Annotated in this window: 21 protein-coding genes; 16 read left to right on the plus strand and 5 right to left on the minus strand. The window is 66.5% G+C overall.

What is annotated here, in order from left to right:
- Positions 1-5: 5 nt before the first annotated feature.
- Positions 6-3,173, plus strand: coding sequence for a CusA/CzcA family heavy metal efflux RND transporter (locus RT551_RS09240; protein ID WP_313457914.1), 3,168 nt, complete (start codon positions 6-8; stop codon positions 3,171-3,173).
- On the opposite strand, the gene RT551_RS09245 is transcribed toward RT551_RS09240, so the two are convergent.
- Positions 3,118-4,374 (minus strand): glycosyltransferase, encoded by a 1,257-nt coding sequence (locus tag RT551_RS09245; RefSeq protein WP_313457806.1) that lies wholly within the window; start codon positions 4,372-4,374, stop codon positions 3,118-3,120. The two genes, RT551_RS09240 and RT551_RS09245, sit on opposite strands and share 56 nt — an antisense overlap.
- A 400-nt stretch (positions 4,375-4,774) precedes the next feature.
- Here RT551_RS09245 and rpmB point away from each other — a divergent pair, with 400 nt between their 5' ends.
- From rpmB to RT551_RS09285, 8 genes are all read left to right on the plus strand, one after another.
- A complete protein-coding gene (gene rpmB, locus RT551_RS09250; protein ID WP_125362384.1) occupies positions 4,775-5,011 on the plus strand; it encodes a 50S ribosomal protein L28 in 237 nt (78 codons plus the stop codon).
- Between the two features lie 10 nt (positions 5,012-5,021).
- Positions 5,022-5,189 (plus strand): 50S ribosomal protein L33, encoded by a 168-nt coding sequence (gene rpmG, locus RT551_RS09255; protein WP_170272460.1) that lies wholly within the window; start codon positions 5,022-5,024, stop codon positions 5,187-5,189.
- A 116-nt stretch (positions 5,190-5,305) separates the two neighbouring features.
- Positions 5,306-6,724, plus strand: coding sequence for a cardiolipin synthase (cls, locus tag RT551_RS09260; RefSeq protein ID WP_313457810.1), 1,419 nt, complete (start codon positions 5,306-5,308; stop codon positions 6,722-6,724).
- A gap of 31 nt (positions 6,725-6,755) precedes the next feature.
- Positions 6,756-8,135, plus strand: coding sequence for an FAD/NAD(P)-binding protein (locus RT551_RS09265; RefSeq protein ID WP_313457813.1), 1,380 nt, complete (start codon positions 6,756-6,758; stop codon positions 8,133-8,135).
- Between the two features lie 52 nt (positions 8,136-8,187).
- Complete coding sequence (gene uvrD, locus RT551_RS09270) at positions 8,188-10,380, plus strand: DNA helicase II (protein WP_313457816.1); 2,193 nt, start codon at positions 8,188-8,190, stop codon at positions 10,378-10,380.
- Complete coding sequence (locus RT551_RS09275) at positions 10,377-10,703, plus strand: low molecular weight protein tyrosine phosphatase family protein (RefSeq protein WP_313457818.1); 327 nt, start codon at positions 10,377-10,379, stop codon at positions 10,701-10,703. Before uvrD ends, RT551_RS09275 begins: the two co-directional genes overlap by 4 nt.
- 107 nt (positions 10,704-10,810) lie before the next feature.
- Positions 10,811-11,365, plus strand: coding sequence for a hypothetical protein (locus RT551_RS09280; protein WP_313457821.1), 555 nt, complete (start codon positions 10,811-10,813; stop codon positions 11,363-11,365).
- 143 nt (positions 11,366-11,508) lie between these two features.
- Complete coding sequence (locus RT551_RS09285; RefSeq protein ID WP_313457824.1) at positions 11,509-11,757, plus strand: hypothetical protein; 249 nt, start codon at positions 11,509-11,511, stop codon at positions 11,755-11,757.
- Between the two features lie 29 nt (positions 11,758-11,786).
- Here RT551_RS09285 and rtcR read toward each other — a convergent pair whose 3' ends face one another.
- A complete protein-coding gene (gene rtcR, locus RT551_RS09290; RefSeq protein ID WP_313457826.1) occupies positions 11,787-13,382 on the minus strand; it encodes an RNA repair transcriptional activator RtcR in 1,596 nt (531 codons plus the stop codon).
- 293 nt (positions 13,383-13,675) lie between these two features.
- On the opposite strand from rtcR, the gene RT551_RS09295 reads away from it, so the two are divergent.
- From RT551_RS09295 to RT551_RS09310, 4 genes are all read left to right on the plus strand, one after another.
- Positions 13,676-14,905, plus strand: coding sequence for an RtcB family protein (locus RT551_RS09295; protein WP_313457827.1), 1,230 nt, complete (start codon positions 13,676-13,678; stop codon positions 14,903-14,905).
- 60 nt (positions 14,906-14,965) lie between these two features.
- Complete coding sequence (rtcA, locus tag RT551_RS09300) at positions 14,966-15,979, plus strand: RNA 3'-terminal phosphate cyclase (protein ID WP_313457828.1); 1,014 nt, start codon at positions 14,966-14,968, stop codon at positions 15,977-15,979.
- A gap of 490 nt (positions 15,980-16,469) precedes the next feature.
- Positions 16,470-16,724: a hypothetical protein gene (locus tag RT551_RS09305; RefSeq protein WP_313457831.1), complete on the plus strand. Its 255-nt coding sequence runs from the start codon at positions 16,470-16,472 to the stop codon at positions 16,722-16,724.
- Positions 16,725-16,815: 91 nt separating this feature from the next.
- Positions 16,816-17,262, plus strand: coding sequence for a universal stress protein (locus tag RT551_RS09310; RefSeq protein ID WP_313457834.1), 447 nt, complete (start codon positions 16,816-16,818; stop codon positions 17,260-17,262).
- Positions 17,263-17,268: 6 nt separating this feature from the next.
- Here RT551_RS09310 and RT551_RS09315 read toward each other — a convergent pair whose 3' ends face one another.
- Both RT551_RS09315 and RT551_RS09320 read right to left on the minus strand, forming a co-directional pair.
- Positions 17,269-17,508 (minus strand): hypothetical protein, encoded by a 240-nt coding sequence (locus RT551_RS09315; protein WP_313457836.1) that lies wholly within the window; start codon positions 17,506-17,508, stop codon positions 17,269-17,271.
- Between the two features lie 19 nt (positions 17,509-17,527).
- Positions 17,528-17,812, minus strand: a complete 285-nt coding sequence (locus RT551_RS09320) for a DUF2782 domain-containing protein (RefSeq protein ID WP_313457837.1) — start codon at positions 17,810-17,812, stop codon at positions 17,528-17,530.
- A gap of 96 nt (positions 17,813-17,908) precedes the next feature.
- Between RT551_RS09320 and polA the strand changes: the two genes are divergently transcribed.
- The 3 genes from polA to RT551_RS09335 all read left to right on the plus strand — a co-directional run bounded on the left by polA (position 17,909) and on the right by RT551_RS09335 (position 22,349).
- Positions 17,909-20,680 carry a DNA polymerase I gene (gene polA, locus RT551_RS09325; protein WP_313457840.1) on the plus strand — a complete coding sequence of 924 codons (2,772 nt, stop codon included), beginning with the start codon at positions 17,909-17,911 and terminating at the stop codon, positions 20,678-20,680.
- 390 nt (positions 20,681-21,070) lie between these two features.
- A complete protein-coding gene (locus tag RT551_RS09330; protein ID WP_313457843.1) occupies positions 21,071-21,565 on the plus strand; it encodes a YetF domain-containing protein in 495 nt (164 codons plus the stop codon).
- Between the two features lie 19 nt (positions 21,566-21,584).
- Complete coding sequence (locus RT551_RS09335) at positions 21,585-22,349, plus strand: hypothetical protein (RefSeq protein WP_313457845.1); 765 nt, start codon at positions 21,585-21,587, stop codon at positions 22,347-22,349.
- Here the strand turns inward: RT551_RS09335 and hemF are convergent.
- Positions 22,342-23,250, minus strand: coding sequence for an oxygen-dependent coproporphyrinogen oxidase (gene hemF / locus RT551_RS09340; protein WP_313457848.1), 909 nt, complete (start codon positions 23,248-23,250; stop codon positions 22,342-22,344). The two genes, RT551_RS09335 and hemF, sit on opposite strands and share 8 nt — an antisense overlap.
- Positions 23,251-23,252 lie beyond the last annotated feature (2 nt).

Here is a 23,252-nt window from a genome sequence, read left to right on the forward strand (position 1 = left end):
TGCCGCTGCTGGAACGCATCATCGGCGCGTCCATCGCGCACCGCTGGTTGATGATGATGCTCACCCTGGCGCTGATCGCGGTGGGCATCTGGAGCTTCACCCGGCTGCCGATCGACGCCACTCCCGACATCACCAACGTGCAGGTGCAGATCAACACCGCTGCGCCGGGCTACTCGCCACTGGAGGCCGAACAGCGCATCACCTACGCGGTGGAGACGGTGATGGCCGGCCTGCCGCGGATGGAGCAGGTGCGCTCGCTGTCGCGCTACGGCCTGTCCCAGGTCACCGTGGTGTTCGAGGACGGCACCGATATCTACTTTGCCCGGCAACAGGTGGCCGAACGCCTGCAGCAGGTGAAATCGCAGATTCCAGCCGGGTTGGATCCGCAGCTGGGGCCGATTGCCACCGGCCTCGGTGAGATCTTCATGTACACCGTCGATGCCGATCCCAAGGCGCGCAAGCCCGATGGAAGTGCGTACACCGCCACTGACCTGCGCACCCTGCAGGACTGGGTGATCCGGCCGCAGCTGCGCAATGTGCCCGGGGTAACCGAGGTCAACACCATCGGTGGCTTCCAGCGTCAGGTGCACATCACGCCTGACCCGGCGCGCCTGCGCGCGCTGGGTTTCACCCTGGAGGATGTCGCCCAGGCGGTGGAAACCAACAACCAGAATGTCGGTGCCGGCTATATCGAGCGCAACGGCCAGCAGTTCCTGGTGCGCGTTCCCGGCCAGGTCGCCAACCTGGACGAGATTGGCAACATCGTGCTGGCCCGCCGCGAAGGCGTGCCGATTCACGTGCACGACGTGGCCGAGGTCAAGGACGGTCCCGAACTGCGCAGCGGCGCGGCCACCCAGAACGGGCATGAAGTGGTGATGGGCACCGTGGTGATGCTGATCGGGGCCAACAGCCGCGAGGTCGCCCAGGCCGCCGCCGCCCGGCTGCAGCAGGCCCAGCGCAGCTTGCCCGAAGGTGTCACCGTCACCGCCAGCTACGACCGCACCGCGCTGGTCGACCGCACCATCCAGACCGTGGCGAAGAACCTGATCGAAGGTGCGTTGCTGGTGATCGTGGTGCTGTTCCTGCTGCTGGGAAATTTCCGCGCTGCACTGATTACCGCCGCGGTGATTCCGCTGGCGATGCTGTTCACCCTCACCGGCATGGCGAGGGGCGGGGTGTCGGCCAATCTGATGAGCCTGGGCGCGTTGGACTTCGGCCTGATCGTCGATGGTGCGGTGATCATCATCGAGAACTGCCTGCGTCGCTTCGGTGAGCGCCAGCACGCCCTCGGGCGCGACATGACCGTGGCCGAACGCTTCGCGGAAACCGCCAGCGCCACCGCCGAGGTGATCCGCCCCAGTCTGTTCGGGCTGGGCATCATCACCGCCGTGTACCTGCCGATCTTCGCGCTCAGTGGCGTGGAAGGAAAAATGTTCCACCCCATGGCCATCACCGTGGTGCTGGCCCTTACCGGTGCAATGGTGCTGGCACTGACCTTCGTGCCGGCGGCGATCGCGCTGTTCCTCGGCGGCCGCGTGCAGGAGAAGGAGAACCGGCTGATGGCGTGGGTGCGCAGCCGCTATGCCCCCGCGCTGGACTTCTCGCTGCGCCGTGGGCGCTGGATGGTCGGTGGCGCTGCGGTGCTGGTGGTGGCCTGTACCCTGCTCGCCACCCGCCTGGGCAGCGAGTTCGTGCCGAACCTGGACGAGGGCGATGTCGCCATGCACGCCATGCGTATTCCCGGCACCAGCCTGACCCAGTCGGTGCAGATGCAGACGCTGATCGAGAACCGGCTGGTGCAGTTTCCGGAAGTGAGCAAGGTGTTCTCCAAGATCGGCACGCCCGAGGTCGCCTCCGATCCGATGCCGCCCTCGGTGGCTGACACTTTCATCATGATGAAGCCCCGCAAGGACTGGCCCGATCCCCGCAAACCGCGCGCGGTGCTGCTGGCTGAACTTGAGGAGGCCGTCGAGCAGCTGCCCGGCAACAACTACGAGTTCACCCAGCCGATCCAGATGCGCACCAATGAACTCATCTCCGGCGTGCGCGCGGACGTGGCGGTGATGGTGTTCGGCGACGACCTCGATACGTTGTTGTCAGTGGGCAGGCGCATCGCCAGCGTGGCCGGCCAGGTGCCGGGTGCGGCTGACGTGCGGGTGGAGGAAACCAGCGGGCTGCCGTTGCTTACGGTGACCCCGAACCGTGCCGCGCTGGCCGGGTACGGGCTGAATCCCGGGCAGGTGCAGTCCACCGTCGCCACCGCAGTCGGCGGTCAGGTGGCCGGGCAGCTGTTCGAGGGCGATCGCCGGTTCGACATCGTGGTGCGCCTGCCTGAGATGCTGCGCCAGGATCCGGCCGCGCTGGCTGACCTGCCGGTATCGCTGGAGCCGGCGCTGGCCGGTGGGGATGCCGACGAATCCAGCCGTGCTGACAACTGGACCAGCGGCAGTGCCCGCACTGTGCCGCTGCGCGAGCTGGCCACCTTGACCAACAGCGAGGGCCCGAACCAGATCAACCGCGAGAACGGCAAGCGCCGCATCGTGGTCACCGCCAACGTGCGCGACCGCGACCTGGGTAGTTTCGTCGGCGAGCTGCAGCGGGCCATCAACCAGAACGTGCAGGTACCCAACGGCTACTGGGTGGAGTACGGCGGCAGCTTCGAACAGCTGATCTCCGCCAGCCAGCGTCTGGCTGTCGTGGTGCCGGTGACGTTGCTGCTGATCTTCGCGCTGCTGTTCTGGGCGTTCGGTTCGATCAAGGACGCCGCCATCGTGTTCAGCGGCGTACCGCTCGCGCTCACCGGTGGTGTGCTCGCGCTGGCCGCACGCGGTATTCCGCTGTCGATCTCCGCCGGCGTCGGCTTCATCGCCCTGTCCGGCGTGGCGGTGCTCAATGGCCTGGTGATGATCAGCTTCGTACGCAGCCTGCGCGACAACGGCCTTGCCCTGAACGACGCCGTACGCGAAGGCGCACTCGGCCGCCTGCGCCCGGTGCTGATGACCGCGCTGGTCGCCTCACTCGGCTTCGTACCGATGGCCTTCAACGTCGGTGCCGGTTCCGAGGTACAGCGCCCCTTGGCCACAGTCGTCATCGGTGGCATCGTGTCCTCCACGCTGCTCACCTTGCTGGTACTGCCCGTCCTCTACCGCGCGCTGCACCGCCCTGCGCGGTAATCATCTGCTCGACGTACGCTACCGCCGCTGCCACACCATCTTCCGCCGCCATCGCCTGTCCCAACATCGCCGCCCGCTCTCGCGCGGGCGGCGATTCTGCAAACCCGATCGCCCGCGCAAGCGAATCCACATCCAACCGCTTCACCGACAACGCCCCGGGTGCCACGCCCAGTTCCTGAAGTCGCCGCGCCCAGAAAAACTGATCCGCCGCGAACGGCATCACCAACGACGGCACCCCCGCACGACACGCGGAGTGCGTCGTCCCGCTGCCGCCGTGATGGATGACAAACGCACAACGCGGGAACAGTGCCTCATGCGGCACCGCGCCCACGACGAACACCGACGGCGGCAGCGTCATTTCCGGCAAACCCGCCCACCCCGGCGACAACAGCACCCGGCGTGGTGCCAACGCGCCCAGCAACGCAGGCAGCACCTGCTCCCGATCAAACCCGGCCATGCTGCCGAAGCCTAGATAGACCGGGGCAGGGCCCGCATCCAGAAACGCCTGCAGCTCCGCATCTGGCTGCCATCCCAGATCCGGCGCACGCCACTGCCCACACACATGATGATCGGCCGGCCAATCCGCCGGCTCCGGCAACAGACTGGGCGAGATGCCATACAACATCGGCACGTCGCGCCACAGCGACCGTCGCGCCGGCATGCCCATCGCTTGGCGCGCTTCATTGATCGGCCATTTGAAGGTTCGCCACACCGCGTGGTTTACCGCGCTGTAGCTCCACCGGTTCAACACGCCCGGCAGCCTCAGGCGCGGCAGAAACGGCGTAGGAAACAGCCGGGTAGGGGTCAGCGGAATCATCCCCAACCCGATCACCGGAATGCCATGCCGCTCCGCTACGCTCATGCCCACAAACGCAGCCAGCCCGCCGGTCAGCACCGCATCGCACCCCACCGCCGCCGCATCCGCCTGCCGCATCCACGCCGGCACATGCCGCGCCGCCATCCGCGCCAACCCGCGCGCCGCCGCACCCAGATCATTCCTACGCGACACCAGTGCCACCACCTCGTCATGGATGTCGCCCTCCAGCGCCGCATGCGGAACCCCCAGCACCCGCGCCGATTCCAGCGTGCCGCCCTCGGCCAGCAGCATCACCTCGTGCCCGGCCTGCATCAGCCCATGGCACAGCATCGCCAGCGGCCGGGTGTCGCCCTCGGTCCCGTAGGTCACGACCAGCAATCGCATCGGCGGCTCCGAAGTGGGGAAGTTCGAGTATCCAATGATTTCCGAGCATGAAAAAACCGCCTTGCGGCGGTTCTTTCTTCCCGAGCCGTTTAGCCAACCTAATGACGACGGCAGGGGCGGGGTCGTAGCTGGAGTACAACATCCGGGCCGAGACCACGTACAGAGGCAGAAGCGCCACATTCAGGCTTCCCCTGTGGATAACCCCTTGCGCTGCCCGGCGTTGCCGTGCATAATGCGCGGCTCGCTGTGCCCGGTTTCGACCTGGCTGGCGGCCGGGAACACGTCCTCCGGCTCGCCTTCGACAGCGTAACCCTTTGATTCTCTTGACGTGTGGCGGGTCACCGCCGAGGCCGCCGTCGCCCGGGCTATGGGCTGACAATGACTACTATCGAGGTGCGCAATGTCCCGTAAATGCCAGGTGTCCGGCAAGGGAGTGCAGACGGGTAACAACGTCTCGCACGCCAACAACAAGACCCGTCGTCGTTTCCTGCCGAACCTGCACGAACGTCGCTTCTGGGTTGCCAGCGAAAACCGCTGGGTGAAGCTTCGTGTTTCCGCGCATGCACTGCGCACCATCGACAAGAACGGCATTGATTCCGTTCTGGCTGAGCTGCGTTCGCGCGGCGAAAAGGTCTGAGGAGTAAACGATCATGGCAGGCAAGCGCGATAAGGTCCGTATGATTTCGACCGCCGGTACCGGTCACTTCTACACCACCGACAAGAACAAGAAGAACACCCCGGGGAAGATGGAGTTCTCCAAGTACGATCCGGTCGTGCGCAAGCACGTCCCGTACAAGGAAGGCAAGATCAAGTAATCCACCCGGATTACGCGATCCCCGCGAAAAACCCGCCGCAAGGCGGGTTTTTTGTTGGGCGGTTTTCCATCACACCGGCCATGGCACACTGGCCCCACCTCCAGGCGGGCGACACAATGCTGTTCGAATGGGTGCTGGGCTCATGGCTGCTGCTGCTCGACTGGCTGATCCGGCTGGCCGCGCTGTTCTGGATTCCCACCCGCACCACGCCCGGGGCGGCCCGCAGCTGGTTGCTGCTGGTCGGCTTCGTGCCGCTGCTCGGATTGCCCGCCTACCTGTTGTTCGGCCATCCCTGGCTGTCGCGCCAGCGCGTGCAGCGCCAGGCTGAGGCGTCCCAGGTCATCCGTGAGGAGCAGGGCCTGCAACGCCTGCTGCGCTGGAACCCGCCCAAAGACACCGCCATCGCTGAAGTGGTCCCGCTGGTCGAACGCCAGGGCGACTTCATGCCCGTGCACGGCAATGCCGTCGAGCTGCACACCGACTACGACCACTCCCTGCAGGCCCTGCTCGCCGACATCGACCAGGCCCGCGAGCGTGTACACCTGCTTTACTACCTGATGTTCGACGACGCCGTCGGCGAGGCCGTCGCCGATGCCCTGCAGCGTGCCGCTGCCCGTGGCGTGCATTGCCGCCTGCTGCTGGACGCGGTCGGGGCCAAGCGCGGCCTGCGCCGTTACCGCCACCGGCTGCAGGCCGTGGGTGTGGACGTGCGCGCCATGCTGCCCGGTGGCCTGCGCTGGCGGCGCAGTGGGCGGATGGACCTGCGTAACCACCGCAAGATCGCCGTCATCGACAACAAGGTTGGCTATGTCGGATCCCAGAATCTGGCCCAGGCCGGCTTCGTGCCTGGCTTCTCCAACCGTGAACTGGTTGCCCGTGTACGGGGTCCTGCCGTTGCTCACCTTGAAGCTGTGTTCGCCAGCGACTGGTACATCGAAACCGGGCAGCGTCTCGACGTGATGACCAGTGTCCCGGTGTGCGCGGCCGACATGCCCACCCAGCTGCTGCCCAGCGGCCCGGCGTACCCCTACAGCAATGCGCGCGACGCGGTGAATGCGCTGATCCATCTGGCCCGCCGTCGTATCGTGCTGGTCACCCCGTACTTCGTGCCTGACGAAGCCACCCTCAGCGCGCTGCGCATTGCCGCGCTGTCCGGCGTCAACGTGCAGTTGATTCTGTCGGCCAGCAACAACCAGCGGCTGACCGCCTGGGCCCAGGAAGCGTATTACGACGAACTGCTGCGCTGTGGCGTACGCATCGCGCTGTACGAACCGCACTTCCTGCATGCCAAGCACCTCACCGTCGACGACGACATCGCCCTGCTCGGCTCGATCAACCTCGACATCCGTTCGTTCGCGCTGAATGCCGAAATCGGCCTGCTCTGCTATGACGCGCGGATGGTGCGCCAGCTCGTGCATATCGAAGACGACTACCTCAAGCACGCCACCCAGCTGGACCTGCACACCTGGCGTGAGCGCCCCGCATGGAAGCGCTCGCGCGAAGGCATCGCACGCCTCGCCGATGCGCTGATGTAGCCCAGGCGGCAGTCAGGGAGCGCTGCCGCGCATGGCCTACAATGCCGGCATGACGGAAATCCAGCCTTCCCGCCAGGTGGACCTGGCCATCATCGGCGGCGGTGCGGCCGGCGTGCTCACCGCGATCAACGCGCTGCGCGCGGCAGCACCCGGCCAGCGCATCGCCCTGTTCGAGCCGGCGTCCTCCGTGGCCCAGGGCATCGCCTATGCCACGCCATGGCCCGAGCACCTGCTCAACGTGCCTGCCGGCAAGATGAGCGGGTTTCCCGAGCAGCCTACGGATTTCCTCGATCATCTTCTCGCGCATCGTGAAGCACCCGACGCCACGCTGGCCGAGCAGTACGTGCCACGCCTGGATTACGCCGATTACCTGCAGCAGCGGCTGACCGAAGCTGAAGCCGCCAGCGCCGGCAGCCTGCAGGTCGTCCACGATGCTGTTGTTTCGCTGCAGCCGCAGTCCGGCGGCCACCTGTTGCAACAGGCGGAAGGCGGGAACTGGCAGGCCACACAGGTGGTACTGGCCTGCGGCAACAGCATGCGCCCGCTGCCGTTGCCCGAAGGCAACGCCTTGCCGCCCGGCAAGGTGGTGGACGCCTGGGATTATGACGGTGTGCGCATGCTCGCCGGCGACCAGGACCTGGCCATCATCGGCACCGGCCTGAGCATGGCCGACTGCGTGGTGTCGCTTCTGGCGGCGGGCCATCGCGGCCGCATTCATGTGCTGTCGCGTCATGCGCTGCTGCCCTTGCCGCATGCGCACGGCGGCAGTGCCGACTTCGACCCGCAGCCCCTGCTGCAGCTGCCGCTGCGCGCACGCATGCGCCAGCTGCGCGAACACGTGCGCGCCGCACAGGCGCAGGGCCTGCCGTGGCAGGCCGTGATGGACCGCATCCGTCCGCTGGGGCAGGCGCTGTGGCGCAGCCTGGATGAGGCCGACCAGCGCCGCTTCCTGCGCCACGTGGTGCGCTACTGGGATGTACACCGGCATCGGATCGCCGAGTCCGTACACGACCAGTTGATGGAGGTCGAGCGCAGCGGCCAGCTGCAGCGCCATCGCGCGCGGCTGGATGCCGTGCTGGTCCAGGACGCCAATCTGCAGGTGCACGGGCGCGGCACGCCGCCGTTCAACGTCGGCGCGCTGATCAACGCCACCGGCGTGGAAACCCTCGCGCTTGGCCTGCGCAACCCGCTGCTGCAGCAGCTGCTGGCCGAAGGCTATGCGCGCCCGGGCCCGCATGGGCTGGGGCTGGATGCCGATCCTGACAGCGGGCAGCTCCACGATGCCCAGGGCGCGCCACAACCGGGCGTGTGCGTGGTCGGCAGCCTGCGCATCGGCACCCTGTGGGAAAGCCTGGCCATTCCCGAACTGCGGGTGCAGGCCCAACAGGCCGCGCGTGCCGCGATTGCCTGAACCCGTTGCATGCGCTGCCCCGGTGCGCCACCGCCCGGGGTAAAATGGCGGCATGGATGTCTCCCACCTGCTCGACGGGCTCAACCCCGCCCAGCGCGAGGCCGTGTCCGCCCCGCCCGGCCACCATCTGGTGTTGGCCGGTGCCGGTTCCGGCAAGACCCGCGTACTGACCCACCGCATCGCCTGGCTGCATGAAGTCTTCGGCGTGCCCACCCATGGCATTTTCGCGGTCACCTTCACCAACAAGGCCGCCGGCGAAATGCGCCACCGCATCGACGCGCAGCTGCCGCACGGCAGCCGCGGCATGTGGATCGGCACCTTCCACGGGCTGGCCCACCGCCTGCTGCGCCTGCACTTCGCCGAAGCCAAGCTGCCCGACAGCTTCCAGGTCTTGGATTCGGACGATCAGCTGCGGCTGGTCAAGCGCGTGGTGCAGCAGCTGGAAATCGACGACGGCAAGTACCCGCCCAAGCAGATTGCCTGGTGGATCAACGAGCAGAAAGACGAAGGCCGCCGCCCGCAGCACATCCAGCCCGAGCCTAGTGACCACTGGCTGGAGACCATGCGCCAGGCCTATGCGGCCTACCAGGAGCGCTGCGACCGCGCCGGGCTGGTGGATTTCGCCGAGCTGCTGCTGCGCGCGCATGAGCTGTTGCGCGACAACCCGGCATTGCTGGCGCACTACCGCTCGCGCTTCCGCGAGATTTTGGTGGACGAGTTCCAGGACACCAACGCCATCCAGTACGCCTTCGTGCGCGTGCTGGCCGGCGACAGCGGCCACGTCTTCGTGGTCGGCGACGACGACCAGGCCATCTATGGCTGGCGCGGTGCCAAGGTGGAAAACGTCCAGCGCTTCCTGAAGGACTTCCCCGGCGCGCAGACCGTGCGCCTGGAGCAGAACTACCGCTCCACCGCCAACATCCTCGGCGCGGCCAATGCGGTGATCGCGCACAATCCCGACCGCATCGGCAAGGAACTGTGGACCGACAGCGGCGACGGCGAGCCGATCGACCTGTATGCGGCGTACAACGAAATGGACGAAGCGCGCTATGTGGTCGAGCGCGCCCGGCAGTGGGTGCGCGACGGCGGCAGCTATGCCGACGCCGCCGTGCTCTACCGCAGCAACGCACAGTCGCGCGCGTTTGAAGAAGCGCTGATTTCCGAGCAGGTGCCGTACCGCGTGTACGGCGGCATGCGCTTCTTCGAGCGCGCCGAAATCAAGGACGCGCTGGCTTACCTGCGCTTGATGACCAATCGCGACGACGATGCGGCCTTCGAGCGCGCGGTGAACACGCCGACACGCGGCATTGGCGACCGTACCCTGGACGAAGTGCGCCGGCTGGCCCGCAGCCACGCCATCTCGCTGTGGGAAGCCACCATGCTCACTGCGCAGGGCAACGAGCTGGCCGCGCGCGCCCGCAACGCGCTCGCCGGCTTCCTCACCCTGGTCAACCAGCTGCAGCACGAAGCCGGTGAGATGACCCTGGCCGAGCGCATCGACCATGTGCTGCTGCGTTCGGGCCTGCGTGATCACTGGGCCAAGGAAAGCCGCAATACGCTCGACTCCGAATCGCGTTCGGACAACCTGGACGAACTGATCTCGGTCGCCTCGCGCTTCACCCGCCGCGAAGATGACATCGAAGAAACCGGCGAAACCATGAGCGAGCTGGTCGCGTTCCTGTCCTACGCATCGCTGGAGGCGGGCGAAGGCCAGGCCCAGGCGGGCGAGGAGGGCGTGCAGCTGATGACTCTGCACTCGGCCAAAGGCCTGGAGTTCCCGCTGGTGTTCCTGGCCGGCATGGAGGACGGCCTGTTCCCCAGCGCCCGGTCGCTGGAGGAAAGCGGTCGGCTGGAAGAAGAGCGCCGACTGGCCTATGTGGGCATCACCCGCGCGCGTCAGAAGCTGGTGCTCAGCTACGCCGAGTCGCGCCGCATTCACGGCCAGGACAACTACAACGTGCCCTCGCGCTTCCTGCGTGAGATCCCGCGCGAGCTGCTCAACGAGGTGCGGCCGAAGGTGCAGGTGGCCCGTCCGGCCTCGCTTGGGGCCAACCGGGTGATGGGCCACGCCGCGATCGAAGTACCGCCGTTGAAGCTGGGGGCCATGGTCACCCATGCCCGATTCGGCGAAGGCATGGTCACCGACTACGAAGGCAGCGGCGCGCACGCGCGCGTGCAGGTGGAGTTCGCCGAGGCCGGCAGCAAGTGGCTGGTGATGGCCTACGCCAACCTGACGGTGCTGTGACCCGCAACGTCCTCTTCCTCTGCAGCCAGAACCGCCTGCGCAGCCCCACCGCTGAGCAGGTGTTCGCCGACTGGCCGGGCATTGAAACCGCCTCGGCCGGCCTGCTGGCCGACGCCGACGTGCCGGTCAGCCCCGAGCTGCTGCAGTGGGCGGACCTGATCTTCGTGATGGAGCGCGCCCACCGCAACCGGCTGTCCAGCCGGCATCGGCAGTGGTTGAACGGCAAGCGCGTCATCTGCCTGGACATCCCGGATGACTATGACTTCATGGACCCGGTGCTGGTGGAGCTGTTGAAGCGCAAGGTGACGCCTCACCTGCGCTGACCCGCCCGGCGCAGAAATTCGGTATCTCGCGACGGGCAACCGGGATGCTGCTGATCCCCAAACGTCACCCACGTACAATGACCGCCGACCACCACCGGACGGCCCCCGTGACCGACACCCCGCTCATCATCACCCTCAAACTCAACGCCCGCCTGCAGCCCGAACACCGCCACGTGCTGTTCGAGGACCCGCTTGAGGGCCTGCTGGAAGGAGCATCGCTGGGTGAGATCACCGGCGGCGGCACCGCACTTACCGAGGACGGCGAAGTGGAATACGGTGACATCGAAGTCGCCCTGAACAGCGCCGACGACCTGCCCAAGATCCTGGCGCTGATGGACCAGCTGGGTGCCCCGAAGGGCTCGGTGGCGCAGCGTGCGGGCGCACCCGACGAAGCATTCGGCGTCACCGAAGGCCTGGGCCTCTACCTCAACGGCACCGATCTACCGGACGAGGTGTACGAACAGTACGACTCCAACGAGTTGTTCGAGAAGATCGTGGCCAGCATCGAAGGCGTCGGTGAAGTGTGCAGCTGGTGGCAGGGCCCGACCGAGACGGCGCTGTACCTGTATGGCAGCAGCTTCGACGTGCTGAACGAGCGTATCGCCGAACTGGTCGCGACCTACCCGCTGTGCCAGGGTGCACGTGTGGTGCGTACGGCCTGAGTTGTCGCGCGCGGCACGCTTTGTCCGCGCGCTGACCGTGCACCGGTCACACAATCGAAGATCGATGCTGTGGCTGTCGTTTTGGCCTATGTGTTTCCCACGTTGAGCGCGGCAGGCTTTGCCCCTTTAACCAAGGGGCTGCCATGTCGAAGCGAAAGAAGCGCAAGCCAAAGGCCGGAAGGAAGAAGCGCGCCGCCTCATGCCTGATCCTGCGTGGCACATGGCTGCGCGATGTTGGATTCAGCGAAGGCACGCCGATGGATATCGAGTACCAGGGTCATCGCATCATTCTGACCGCGCAGGGCTGCACGGAACGCATCTCGCCAGGAACGCCCACGTCACTTGAACGTGAAGTGCGGCCGGCCAGGGTCGGTCCAGCATCGCGCGCGTAGAGACGCGCCATGCCCGTCTGCACGCGCCCTCAATCGCGCGCGCCCCGCACCTGCTCCCAATCCAAACCGAACCGCGCCAGATATTTCCGCAGCCGGTCCGCATCATTGGTACTGGCCCGTTGGGTCCGTGACACCGCAAACAGCTCGCGCCCGGCGGCCGACAACGACTTCGCCTGCGCACATACCCGCACCACTTCTTCTAGCTGCACCCGGTCAAACCGGTCCAGCTCCTGCACTCCCTCGCCCAACAACGCATCCAGCGGCGAGGGCGCAACCCCGCCGGCCCACTGTTGCCGCAGCCGCCCGATCTCTTCCTCCACCCCTTCAGTCTGGATACGTCCGGCACTGGCCAGCGTCGCCAGCCGCATCACCGAGGCTCCCAGGTCACGGAAATTCCCGGCCCATGCGGCGTCCGCGCCGGTGGCAAACGAGAGGTAACGTGCCCGCGCCTCCGCATTGAACCGCACCTGCTGGTGCTGTTCACGCGAGAAGCGCTCCAGCTCGAACGCCAGGTTCGGCTCGATATCCTCACGCCGCTGCGCCAGTCCCGGCAGCTGGTAGGTCCACAGGTTCAAGCGCGCCAGCAGGTCCTCGCGGAACCGCCCGGCACGCACCGCTTCCTGCAGGTCTCGGTTGGTGCCGGCAATCAGCTGGAAGTCGCTCTCTACCTCGCGGTCACTGCCCACCGGCAGAAAGCGCTTGTCCTCCAGTGCCCGCAGCAGCATCGCCTGTTCGTCCAGGCCCAGCTCGCCAATCTCGTCCAGGAACAGCAGTCCCTGGTGGGCCGAGCGCAGCAGGCCGGCACGATCGCTGGCGGCCCCGGTGTACGCGCCTTTGGTGTGGCCGAACAGCGTGCTCATCGCACCGTCGCCGCGCAACGTGGCGCAGTTCACTTCCACGAAGCGACCCGGCAGCTGGTGCTTGAGCTTCTTCAGGTCGAACACGCGCCGGGCCAGATGGCTCTTGCCGGCGCCGGTGGGGCCCGTCAGCAGCATCGGCGCGCGCGAACGCGTGGCGACGATCTCGATCTGCTCGATCATGCGGTTGAACGCGGCGTTGCGGGTGGCAATGCCGCTCTTGAGCAGGTCGCGATCCTGCAGCTGCTGCTGCGCGAAGCGCTGTGCGATGCGGTCGTAGCGCGAAAGGTCCAGGTCGATCAGTGCATAGGTGCCGGCCTGATCGCTGTCCTGCTTGCGCGGCGGCGAGGTCTGCAGCAGGCGGCCCGGGAAGTGGCGGCTTTCGGTCAGCAGGAACCAGCAGATCTGGCTCACATGCGTGCCGGTGGTGATGTGGATGTAGTAATCCTCCTCGTCTGGCGCGAACGGGTACGCGGCCAGGAAATCATGCAGGCAGGCATAGACCCCCTCGAACTCCCAGGGGTCCGCCATGTACACGTCATGCCGGGACACCTGGAGGTCCGGTGCCATCTGCACCAGGTCCTCGCACACCTGCGTGGCCAGCTTGCCGAAGCGGCGCTCGTCCAGCAGCAGCTCCACCCGGTCGGGAACGAAGTCATCGTGCATGCCCAAGGCGACGGTCGGGCGCCACTTTTCCCAGCGCTTGGGCCCCGAGCCGGTATCGAGCTGGGTGCCGAGCATGCCGAACACCACCTGCCGCTTGTCCATGTATATGTCCGTATAAATCAGGCGCTGCAAGGATATACAAAATTGATCCTCCCGGTCGCACGTTGCGCTTCCATGTGCGAGAAAAGATATTAAAAACAAAGAGATAAAATATTTCGCGAACGTTGGCACGCGCATTGCTCTATACCCAGCAAGACAGGACGCACCGCGTTGCAGGCGACAGGACGTCGCCGCGGGACCGCCCGGCTGGCAATGGGGCCAGCCGGGCTCGGCCCAGATCACATCGCAACGCCACTGCGCCTCCGCATTTGAGTCACGGCAGAAGGAAACACGCCATGTGCAACACCCACACCAACAACTACGACGTCATCCAGCAGCCGGGCGCTGCGCCGATCAAGCTCTGGACCCGCGGCGTGCCGCTGGAAGATGCCGCGCGCGAGCAGCTGCAGAACATCGCCAAGCTGCCCTTCATCCACCGCTGGATCGCGGTGATGCCGGACGTGCACCTGGGCAAGGGGGCCACGGTGGGCTCGGTGGTGCCGACCATCGGCGCGATCGTGCCGGCGGCGGTGGGCGTGGATATCGGCTGCGGCATGATTGCCGCGCGCACCACCCTGGTTGCCAGCGACCTGCCGGACAACCTGGCCGAGCTGCGCAGCGCGATCGAGCGCGCGGTGCCGCACGGCCGTACCGTGGGGCCGCGTGACAAGGGCGCATGGAATGCCCCGCCGGAGCTTGCGATTGAGGGCTGGTCGCAGCTGGTGGCCGACTTCGAGCTGATCTGCCAGCGCCACCCGCGCCTGAAGAACACCAACAACCTCAAGCACCTGGGCACCCTGGGTACCGGCAACCACTTCGTGGAAGTGTGCCTGGACCAGGACGACCGCGTGTGGTTCATGCTGCACTCCGGTTCGCGCGGGGTGGGTAACGCCATCGGCACCCACTTCATCGAGCTGGCCAAGCAGGACATGCGTCGCTGGATGATCAACCTGCCGGACCAGGATCTGGCCTACCTGCCGGAAGGCAGTGAGCACTATGGCGACTACGTGTTTGCGGTGGACTGGGCACAGCGTTACGCCCGTATGAACCGCGAGATCATGATGCGCCACGTGGTCGAGGCTGCCCGCAAGGTGATCAGCAAGCCGTTCGAGGCCGCAGCCGAGGCGGTGAACTGCCACCACAACTACGTCAGCCGCGAGCACCACTTCGGCAAGGACGTGTTCGTGACCCGAAAGGGCGCGGTGAGCGCACGCAAGGGCGAGCTGGGCATCATTCCGGGCAGCATGGGGGCCAAGAGCTTCATCGTGCGTGGCTTGGGCAATGCCGACAGCTTCAACAGCTGCAGCCACGGCGCAGGGCGCGTGATGAGCCGTACCCAGGCGCGCAAGTTGATCACGGTCGACGAGCACGCCAAGGCCACCGCGCACGTGGAATGCCGCAAGGACGCGGAGGTGGTGGACGAGTCGCCGGCGGCCTACAAGCCGATCGAAGCGGTGATGGAAGCCCAGCGTGACCTGGTGGAAATCGTGCACACGCTGCGTCAGGTGGTCTGTGTGAAGGGATGAAGCAACACGTGCGCGGCGTACACTGCGCCGCGCATGGCAACAGGCAGGAGGAACAACGACATGGAGATGATTGAACTGGACGGCACCGAGGGCGGCGGCCAGCTGCTGCGCTCGGCATTGACGTTGAGCCTGTGCACCGGCATTGGCTTCAGCATGAGCCACATCCGCGGCAAGCGTCGCCGCCCGGGCCTGATGCGCCAGCACCTGACCGCAGTGAATGCGGCAGCCAGCGTCGGCCAGGCACGGGTGCAGGGTGCCGCGCTGGGCGCGACTGAACTGCGCTTCGAGCCCGGCGCGGTACGTGGCGGCGAGTACCACTTCGCCACCGGCAGTGCCGGTTCGGCCACGCTGGTGCTGCAGACCGTGCTGCCGGCGCTGTGGCAGGCGGCGGAGCCGTCCACCCTGCAGCTGGAAGGCGGCACCCACAACCCGCTGGCCCCGAGCGCGGACTTCATTGCTGAAAGCTATCTGCCGGCACTGGCGCAGATGGGCGTGCAGACCACGTTCGCGCTGCACCAACACGGGTTCTACCCGGCCGGGGGTGGCCGTTTCGAGGTGCAGGTAAACCCCTGCGCCGCGCTGCAGCCGTGCGCGCTGGAAACCCGTGGCGTGCCGTTGAGCGTGGAAGCCGGCGTGCTGATGTCGGGCCTGTCCGGCAGCATCGGCCTGCGTGAGCTGCAGGTGCTGGCCGACCGCCTGTGCGTGGACGCGCATCCGCGCCATGTGCAGTCGCTGCGCCCGGCCATCGGCCCGGGCAATGTGGCCCAGGTGCGCGTGCGTCATGGCACCCAGGTGGAAGTGTTCACCGGCCATGGCGAGCGCGGCATCAGTGCCGAGCAGGTCGGTGCACGTCTGGCCGATGAGGTGCAGCAGTACCTGGACGGCGGTGCCTGCGTGGGCGAGCACTTGAGCGATCAGCTGTTGTTGCCCATGGCGCTGGCCGGGGGTGGTTCGTTCACCACGCATGTGTTGAGCGAACACCTGGTATCCAATGCCCGACTCATCGAAAAATTCCTGCCGGTGGAGTTTGAGTGGGAAAAGGCCGACACGGGCTGGCGAGTGTGGGTGCAATAGCGGCGGAAATCGTCCTGCGCACGTAACAATTCCGTAGGTACCACGCCCTGCGTGGTACCCGCGCAAGGCGCGGAACAACCGTCCAACGCCATTTCAATGCCGTCACCGGCCACAGCACCAACGTTTAGACCCTGCCGAAGCCATCCGTCCGACGTTCATGACGCCGGAACGAAGTCTCCGTTCCGGCGTAACCCATGCCTGATACGCGATTTCGTTTGCCTCTAATCGCTGGACGATGCCCGGAGGTCTGATGCACGCCGGTTTCGGACCCTTGTGCCGCGCTGCGCGCGGGCACCACGCAGGGCGTGGTGTCTACGGAACTGTTACGTGCGCAGGATGATCGCGCTGTTCGCCGGGCGCGTGCCCGGCGGGGGCACCCCCATCCCCCCATTCCCGCCCCCATCCCGCGTTTCCCCCGCTTCGTCGCATCCCGCTTGAACCGCCCCGACCGCACGCCCAGAGTCGGACGCTGTCCGCTGGGAGCGTGCATATGAACAAGGGAATTCCGTATCTGCTGGCTGTGCTGGTCGCGCTGACGCTGTCGGCCGGCTGGGCAGCACCGGTACTGGCCCTGTTCGAACACGCGGCCAGCTGCCTGGGCAGCGGCGGCAGCCTGGACCTGGTGCGGCTGCGCTGCGTACCGGCCACCCCGGTGGCACTGGGCTGGTCGTTCTGGGCGACCCTGGTGACCACCGGCCTGGTTGTGATGGCGGTCACGAACCGGCGCGGCCTGCACCGGCGTTGAGGACCCGGGCCGGCCAATTGATCCGGCTCAAGGCGGTCCGTGCACGCCGGGTGTGCAATGGTAGTCCCCACACCATTGCACGGAGCCCGCCATGTACAAGCGCATTCTCATTGCCACCGACGGTTCGGAACTGGCGGCCAAGGGCCTGGACAAGGGCCTGGAGCTGGCCAAGGACCTCGGCGCGGAAGTGGATATCGTGACCGTGTCAGAGCCGTGGGCGGTTGGCATGTATGACGCCATGGGCTGGAGCGTGGGCTACATGAACAGCCCGGAGTACAAGGCTGACCGGGAGACCAGCGCGCAGGAGATCCTGACCCCGGCCAAGGCCGCTGCGGATGCCCAGGGCATTGCTGCCAACACCGTGCACGTGCTGGACCGCTATGCCGCCGACGGGATCATTGATACCGCCACCGAGCGCAGCAGCGACCTGATCGTGATGACCTCGCATGGCCGTCGTGGCGTGACCCGGGTGTTGCTGGGCAGCCAGACCGCCGAGGTGCTGGCGCGCAGCACCATTCCGGTGTTGGTGATCAGGTAGTCCGCATCACGGACGAATCTTGAGCGTCTGCGACTCGTCCAGCGTGCCGTCGGCGTTCAACACCACGTACTTGCTGCCGGTGTTGTCATACAGCACCGGAATCGGGTCGCGGAACAGCGGCCGGCGCACGAAACGTAGCGACCAGCCGAAATGCTCCAGCGTTTCCACCGACTTCGACTGTTCCGGGGTGAGCCCTTCGCGCAGAAGGGCCGGGTCGAGCGTCTTGCGTCGTTCTGGGGTATTCATTGCGTACTGCGAACCGCCCTTACCAGCTGTACAGCTTCCAATACACCGGCGAGACGCCGTCGCGGTTGCTGTCCAGCTTGCCGTCGCCGTTGCCGTCGTACATGTAATACGGTGCGCCACGCGCAGGGGTGACCTTCACCATGCGCAGCTGCCCGCTGACCCGGTATTCCTCGATGGTGTCGCCATTGTCGAGTGAGCGCTTGGAGACGTCCGCGCCACTGACATCGACCGGGGGCATTCCGCCACCGCCGGTGGAGGCACATCCAGCCAGTGCAAGCACGGCGGCCAGCAGCAGGATCTTCATTGGCACAGGCTCCAGAGGCGGGGAACCCTGATTATGCCCCATGCCTTGTGACGCCGGTGCCGCGAATGTACATGGCCGGGTGCGTAGAATCGTCGCATGAGCAGATTAGTCCTGATTGACGGGTCCAGTTACCTGTACCGCGCGTTCCACGCGCTCCCGCCGCTGTCCAACGCCGCCGGTGAGCCGACCGGCGCGCTGTTCGGCGTGGTCAACATGCTGCGTGCCACCCTGAAGGAACGCCCTGAATACGTGGCATTCGTGGTCGACGCGCCCGGCAAGACCTTCCGCGATGAGCTGTATGCCGACTACAAGGCCAACCGCCCGCCCATGCCCGACGACCTGCGCCCGCAGGTGGAGCCGATGTGCCGCATCGTCGAGGCGCTGGGCCTGACCATCCTGCGTGTGCCTGGGGTGGAAGCCGACGATGTGATCGGCACCCTGGCTCTGCAGGGTCAGCAGCAGGGCCTGCAGGTGACCATCTCCACCGGTGACAAGGACTTCGCCCAGCTGGTCCGCCCGGGTATTGAACTGGTCAACACCATGACCGGCAGCCGCATGGACTCGGATGCGGCGGTGATGGACAAGTTCGGCGTGCGCGCCGACCAGATCATCGACCTGCTGGCACTGATGGGCGATACCGTGGACAACGTGCCCGGGGTCGAAAAGTGCGGACCCAAGACCGCCGCCAAGTGGCTGGCCGAGTACCAGACCCTGGACGGGGTGATGGCCGCCGCGCCGACCATGAAGGGCAAGATCGGCGAGAACCTGCGCGCGGCGCTGGAGCGCCTGCCGCTCAACCGCGAGCTGGTCACCATCCGCACCAACGTTGAGCTGGACGCCGGCCCGCAGCAGCTGGGCCTGCGCGACCCGGACGTGCCGGTGCTGAGCGAGCTGTACCTGCGCTACGGCTTCACCCAGGCGCTGAAGGAGCTGGGTGGAGCCGCGCCGGCTCCGGCCGCCGCCAGCGACGCCCCGGTCAGCCTGCGCGGTACCGCCGCCGGCTTTGCCCGCAGCAGTGATGACAGCGCCCCGGCCGCACTGGACCCGTCACTGTCCGCGCCGGGCGAGTACGAGACGGTGCTGACCGCCGAACAGCTGCAGGCCTGGGTGGCCCGGCTGGACGCCGCCGAGCTGATCGCCTTCGACACCGAAACCGACGCCCTGGACGCCATGCAGGCCAACCTGGTCGGCATCAGCGTGGCGGTCGAGCCGGGCAGGGCGGCCTACATTCCGGTCGGCCACAACTACCCCGGCGCGCCGGCCCAGCTGCCGATGCAGCAGGTGCTGGACGCACTGCGCCCGGTGCTGGAGAACCCGGCGAAGAAGAAGCTCGGCCAGCACGGCAAGTACGACCTGCATGTACTGCGCCGGCACGGCGTGAACGTTCAGGGGTACCACGACGACACCATGCTGGAGAGCTTCGTGCTCAACTCCACCGCCACCCGCCACGACATGGACTCGCTGGCGATGCGCTACCTGGGCTACAACACGATCAAGTTCGAGGACGTGGCCGGCAAGGGAGCCAAGCAGATTCCGTTCTCGCAGGTCGGGCTGGACGAAGCCGCCCGCTACGCCGCCGAAGACGCCGACATCACCCTGCGCCTGCACCGCGTGCTGGGCCCGCAGCTGCTGGCGGTGCCGGCGCTGGACAACGTGTACCGCAACATCGAGATGCCGCTGGTGCCGGTGCTGGCCCGGATCGAGGCCAACGGCGTGTACATCGACGCGGCCGAGCTGCGCCGCCAGAGCCAGGACCTGGGCGCGCGCATGTTGGCGGCCCAGCAGAAGGCCACCGAGCTGGCCGGGCACACCTTCAGCCTGGACTCGCCCAAGCAGCTGCAGGCGGTGCTGTTCGACGAGCTCAAGCTGCCGGCGCTGGTGAAGACCCCCAAGGGCCAGCCCAGCACCAATGAAGAAGCACTGGAGGCGATTGCCGACCAGCACGAGCTGCCACGGGTGATCCTGGAATACCGGGGCCTGGCCAAGCTGCGCAGCACCTATACCGACAAGCTGCCGGAGATGGTCAATCCGGTCACCGGCCGGGTTCACACCAGCTACCACCAGGCGGGCGCGGCCACCGGCCGGCTGTCCTCGTCCGACCCGAACCTGCAGAACATTCCGATCCGCACCGACGACGGCCGCCGCATCCGCCGCGCGTTCGTGGCTCCGCCGGGGCACAAGCTGCTGGCCTGCGACTACTCGCAGATCGAGCTGCGGATCATGGCCCACCTGTCCGAAGACCCGGGCTTGGTGCGGGCCTTCGAGCAGGGCGTGGACGTACACCGGGCCACTGCGGCCGAGGTGTTCAGCCGCTCGCTGGACGAGGTCACGCCGAACGAGCGTCGCGCCGCCAAGGCGATCAACTTCGGCCTGATGTACGGCATGAGCGCGTTCGGCCTGGCGAAGAACCTCGGCATCGACCGCGGCCAGGCCCAGGATTATGTGGCGCTGTACTTCAGCCGCTATCCGGGCGTGCGCGACTTCATGGAACGCATGCGCCAGCAGGCCCGCGACCACGGCTATGTGGAAACTCTGGAAGGTCGCCGGCTGTATCTGAACGACATTCACGCCCGCAACCAGGGCCTGAGGGCCGGGGCCGAGCGCGCCGCCATCAATGCGCCGATGCAGGGCACCGCCGCAGACATCATCAAGCGGGCCATGGTGAAGGTGGACGACTGGCTGGCCGGGCAGGGCGGCCGTGCGCGGATGATTCTGCAGGTGCACGACGAACTGGTATTCGAAACCGAAAGCGAGTTTCTGGAAACCTTGCGTTCGCAGGTGGTGGAACTGATGTCGTCTGCGGCCCAGTTGCGGGTGCCTCTGGTGGTCGACGCCGGGGTCGGCGATAACTGGGACGAGGCGCACTGAGACGCATTTGACGTGAAAATGGCTGAATTGGTTCAGTGGAAGGCCAGAATCTGACTCGATGATGAATCTTTCTGAATTTTCCCAAGAATTAATGGGCTTCCTTCACGAACTATCAATGTTCGAGGTGCTTTTATAGACCTCGACAGGCGCAACGCCTGTTGTGGATCTCTCCCATCCCCTGGAGCAGATCTCGGAACGGGGGCTCCTCCCCAAGCGCCCGTTCCCCGGCCCCGCTGACCTCCCCCTGGTCGGCGGGGCTTTTTATTTTGGGGTTCTGGCGCACATCGAGTACCACGCAGGGCGTGGTACCTACGGTGATTTCCGCCGTCATCCCCCCGTCACCCCGCTCCCCCTCATCCTCCCGCCACGCGAATCCTGGCGGAGGGCCCCATGACCGACCTGTTCAACCTGGCCATGCCGTGGTGGGAATTCATCCTGCGCGCGGTGGTGGTGTACGTGGTGGTGCTGGGCATGGTGCGCCTGTCCGGAAAACGCGCGCTGGGCCAGATCACCCCCTTCGACGTGCTGCTGATCGTGCTGCTCGGCAACGCGGTGCAGAACGCCCTGCTGGGCCAGGACACCTCGCTCGGCGGCGGCCTGCTGCTGGCGGCCACGCTGATCCTGATCAACTACGCCGTCGGCTGGCTGACCACGCGCAGCAGGCGCATCGAGAAACTGGTGGAAGGCGAACCGGTACTGATCGCCCGTGACGGTCAGTTGTTGCGGTCGGTGCTGAAGCGCGAGCTGGTTACCCAGGCGGATGTGGAGGCGGCCATGCGCCAACAGGGCTGCTTGCGAATCGAAGATGTCGCGTTGGCCCTGCTGGAGACCAACGGGCACATCACCATCGTGCCGAAGTCCGCGGGAGATGCAGCGAAAGCGTGATTGAAATCTGCAAGCGCCAGTGGATCTGAGTCACTGCAATGTTCAGATCTGCGGTACCCGCTCCGGGAGCCGCGCCGATCTGGATGTGCTCATGTTTGTAACCCCCAGACAACCCAATGCCCAAGCGCTTCACACCACGCTCAATGGTCGTGCTGCGCCTGCTAACGCGGCCTCCGGCGGGGACCGTCTTCCCACCTACGACGAGGCCACCGTCAATGATCCGCGTCCGCCACTGCCGGTTGAGCAGGTAAACAACCGCCGCCCGGCGATTGTCCCGGCTCCCGTAGGACGGACAACCGCCACCCTGAGCCCGCGCGACCTGCATCATCAGCTGCACAGTCCCCGTGGAGAGTTGTTGGATACGGTGCGCGCCGACCTGCAACGCGCACTCGAGGAGCGTCAGAAAAAGACAACGTTGAAACTGGACGCCGCGCGTGCGGGTCTGGAGGCGTTGCAGGCAGAGCAGGGCCGCCAGCAGCGGGCCAGCGCACCGTCGATGCACGACGTCGCAGGCGCGCTTTTCGACGACGGTGCCGAACGTACCGCGCCTTGGCTGGAACAGCAGATCGTCCATCTGGAGAAAAAGATCCAGCTGCTCGTAGAGCAGATGGCCAAACAGGCATCGGACCATGAATCCGAGCTGCGCGCGCTGGAACAGCAGCAGACCCAGCAACGCCTGCAGGACATGTCACCGGCTGAACGGCGAAAGGCGCAAAAACTGCAACTGAAGCAGCTGAAAATCGACGCCAAGCTGCGTCAGCTCTTCCTGCCAACGCTCAACTAGCCGGCGTGAGCCACTCCCGCGGCACCAGATAATCGGCCAGCGCCGCTTCGGCGCTGCCCGGTTCCGGGGTGAAGCCATACTCCCAGCGCACGCGCGGGGGCAGGCTCATCAGGATGCTCTCGCTGCGGCCGCCGCTCTGCAGCCCGAACAGGGTGCCGCGGTCGTAGACCAGGTTGAATTCCACGTAGCGGCCGCGGCGGTACAGCTGGAACTCGCGCTCGCGCTCGCCGAAGGCGGTGTCCTTGCGCCGCTCCACGATGGGCAGGTAGGCGTCCAGGAAGCCGTCGCCCACCGCGCGCAGGTAAGCGAAGTCGCGTTCGAAGTCGCCGTGCAGGTCGTCGAAGAACAGCCCGCCCACGCCGCGGGTTTCATTGCGGTGGCGCAGGAAGAAGTACTCGTCGCACCAGCGCTTGTGCGCCGGGTAGCGCTCCGGGCCGAACGGCGCGCACAGGTCGGCGGCAGTCTGGTGCCAGTGCTGCACATCTTCGTCGAAGGGGTAGAACGGGGTCAGGTCGAAGCCGCCACCGAACCACGAGGCCACTTCCACGCCATCGCGCTCGGCGCGGAAGTAGCGCACGTTGGCGTGGGTGGTGGGCAGGTACGGATTGCGCGGGTGGAACACCAGCGACACCCCGGTGGCGCGCCACGACGCGCCGGCCAGTTCCGGCCGGTTGGCCGAGGCCGAGGGCGGCAGGCGGGTGCCGCAGACGTCGGAGAAGCCGATCCCGGCCTGCTCGAACACCGCGCCATCGCGCAGGATCCGGGTCCGGCCCCCGCCGCCCTCGGCACGCTGCCACAGGTCTTCGGCGAACCGGGCCTGGCCGTCGGCGGCCTCGATGGCCGCGCAGATACGGTCCTGCAGGTCGGTGAGGTACTGACGGACGCGCTCGAATTCGTTCATGC

The organism is Stenotrophomonas sp., assembly GCF_032103445.1.
Lineage (GTDB): Bacteria > Pseudomonadota > Gammaproteobacteria > Xanthomonadales > Xanthomonadaceae > Stenotrophomonas.

Coding starts and splice junctions, on each gene's coding strand:
- RT551_RS09245 (WP_313457806.1), bottom strand. CDS start 4,374: ATGCGATTGCTGGTCGTGACCTACGGGACCGAGGGCGACACCCGGCCG.
- rpmB (WP_125362384.1), top strand. CDS start 4,775: ATGTCCCGTAAATGCCAGGTGTCCGGCAAGGGAGTGCAGACGGGTAAC.
- cls (WP_313457810.1), top strand. CDS start 5,306: ATGCTGTTCGAATGGGTGCTGGGCTCATGGCTGCTGCTGCTCGACTGG.
- RT551_RS09265 (WP_313457813.1), top strand. CDS start 6,756: ATGGCCTACAATGCCGGCATGACGGAAATCCAGCCTTCCCGCCAGGTG.
- uvrD (WP_313457816.1), top strand. CDS start 8,188: ATGGATGTCTCCCACCTGCTCGACGGGCTCAACCCCGCCCAGCGCGAG.
- RT551_RS09285 (WP_313457824.1), top strand. CDS start 11,509: ATGTCGAAGCGAAAGAAGCGCAAGCCAAAGGCCGGAAGGAAGAAGCGC.
- rtcR (WP_313457826.1), bottom strand. CDS start 13,382: ATGGACAAGCGGCAGGTGGTGTTCGGCATGCTCGGCACCCAGCTCGAT.
- RT551_RS09295 (WP_313457827.1), top strand. CDS start 13,676: ATGTGCAACACCCACACCAACAACTACGACGTCATCCAGCAGCCGGGC.
- rtcA (WP_313457828.1), top strand. CDS start 14,966: ATGGAGATGATTGAACTGGACGGCACCGAGGGCGGCGGCCAGCTGCTG.
- RT551_RS09305 (WP_313457831.1), top strand. CDS start 16,470: ATGAACAAGGGAATTCCGTATCTGCTGGCTGTGCTGGTCGCGCTGACG.
- RT551_RS09310 (WP_313457834.1), top strand. CDS start 16,816: ATGTACAAGCGCATTCTCATTGCCACCGACGGTTCGGAACTGGCGGCC.
- RT551_RS09315 (WP_313457836.1), bottom strand. CDS start 17,508: ATGAATACCCCAGAACGACGCAAGACGCTCGACCCGGCCCTTCTGCGC.
- RT551_RS09320 (WP_313457837.1), bottom strand. CDS start 17,812: ATGAAGATCCTGCTGCTGGCCGCCGTGCTTGCACTGGCTGGATGTGCC.
- polA (WP_313457840.1), top strand. CDS start 17,909: ATGAGCAGATTAGTCCTGATTGACGGGTCCAGTTACCTGTACCGCGCG.
- RT551_RS09330 (WP_313457843.1), top strand. CDS start 21,071: ATGACCGACCTGTTCAACCTGGCCATGCCGTGGTGGGAATTCATCCTG.
- hemF (WP_313457848.1), bottom strand. CDS start 23,250: ATGAACGAATTCGAGCGCGTCCGTCAGTACCTCACCGACCTGCAGGAC.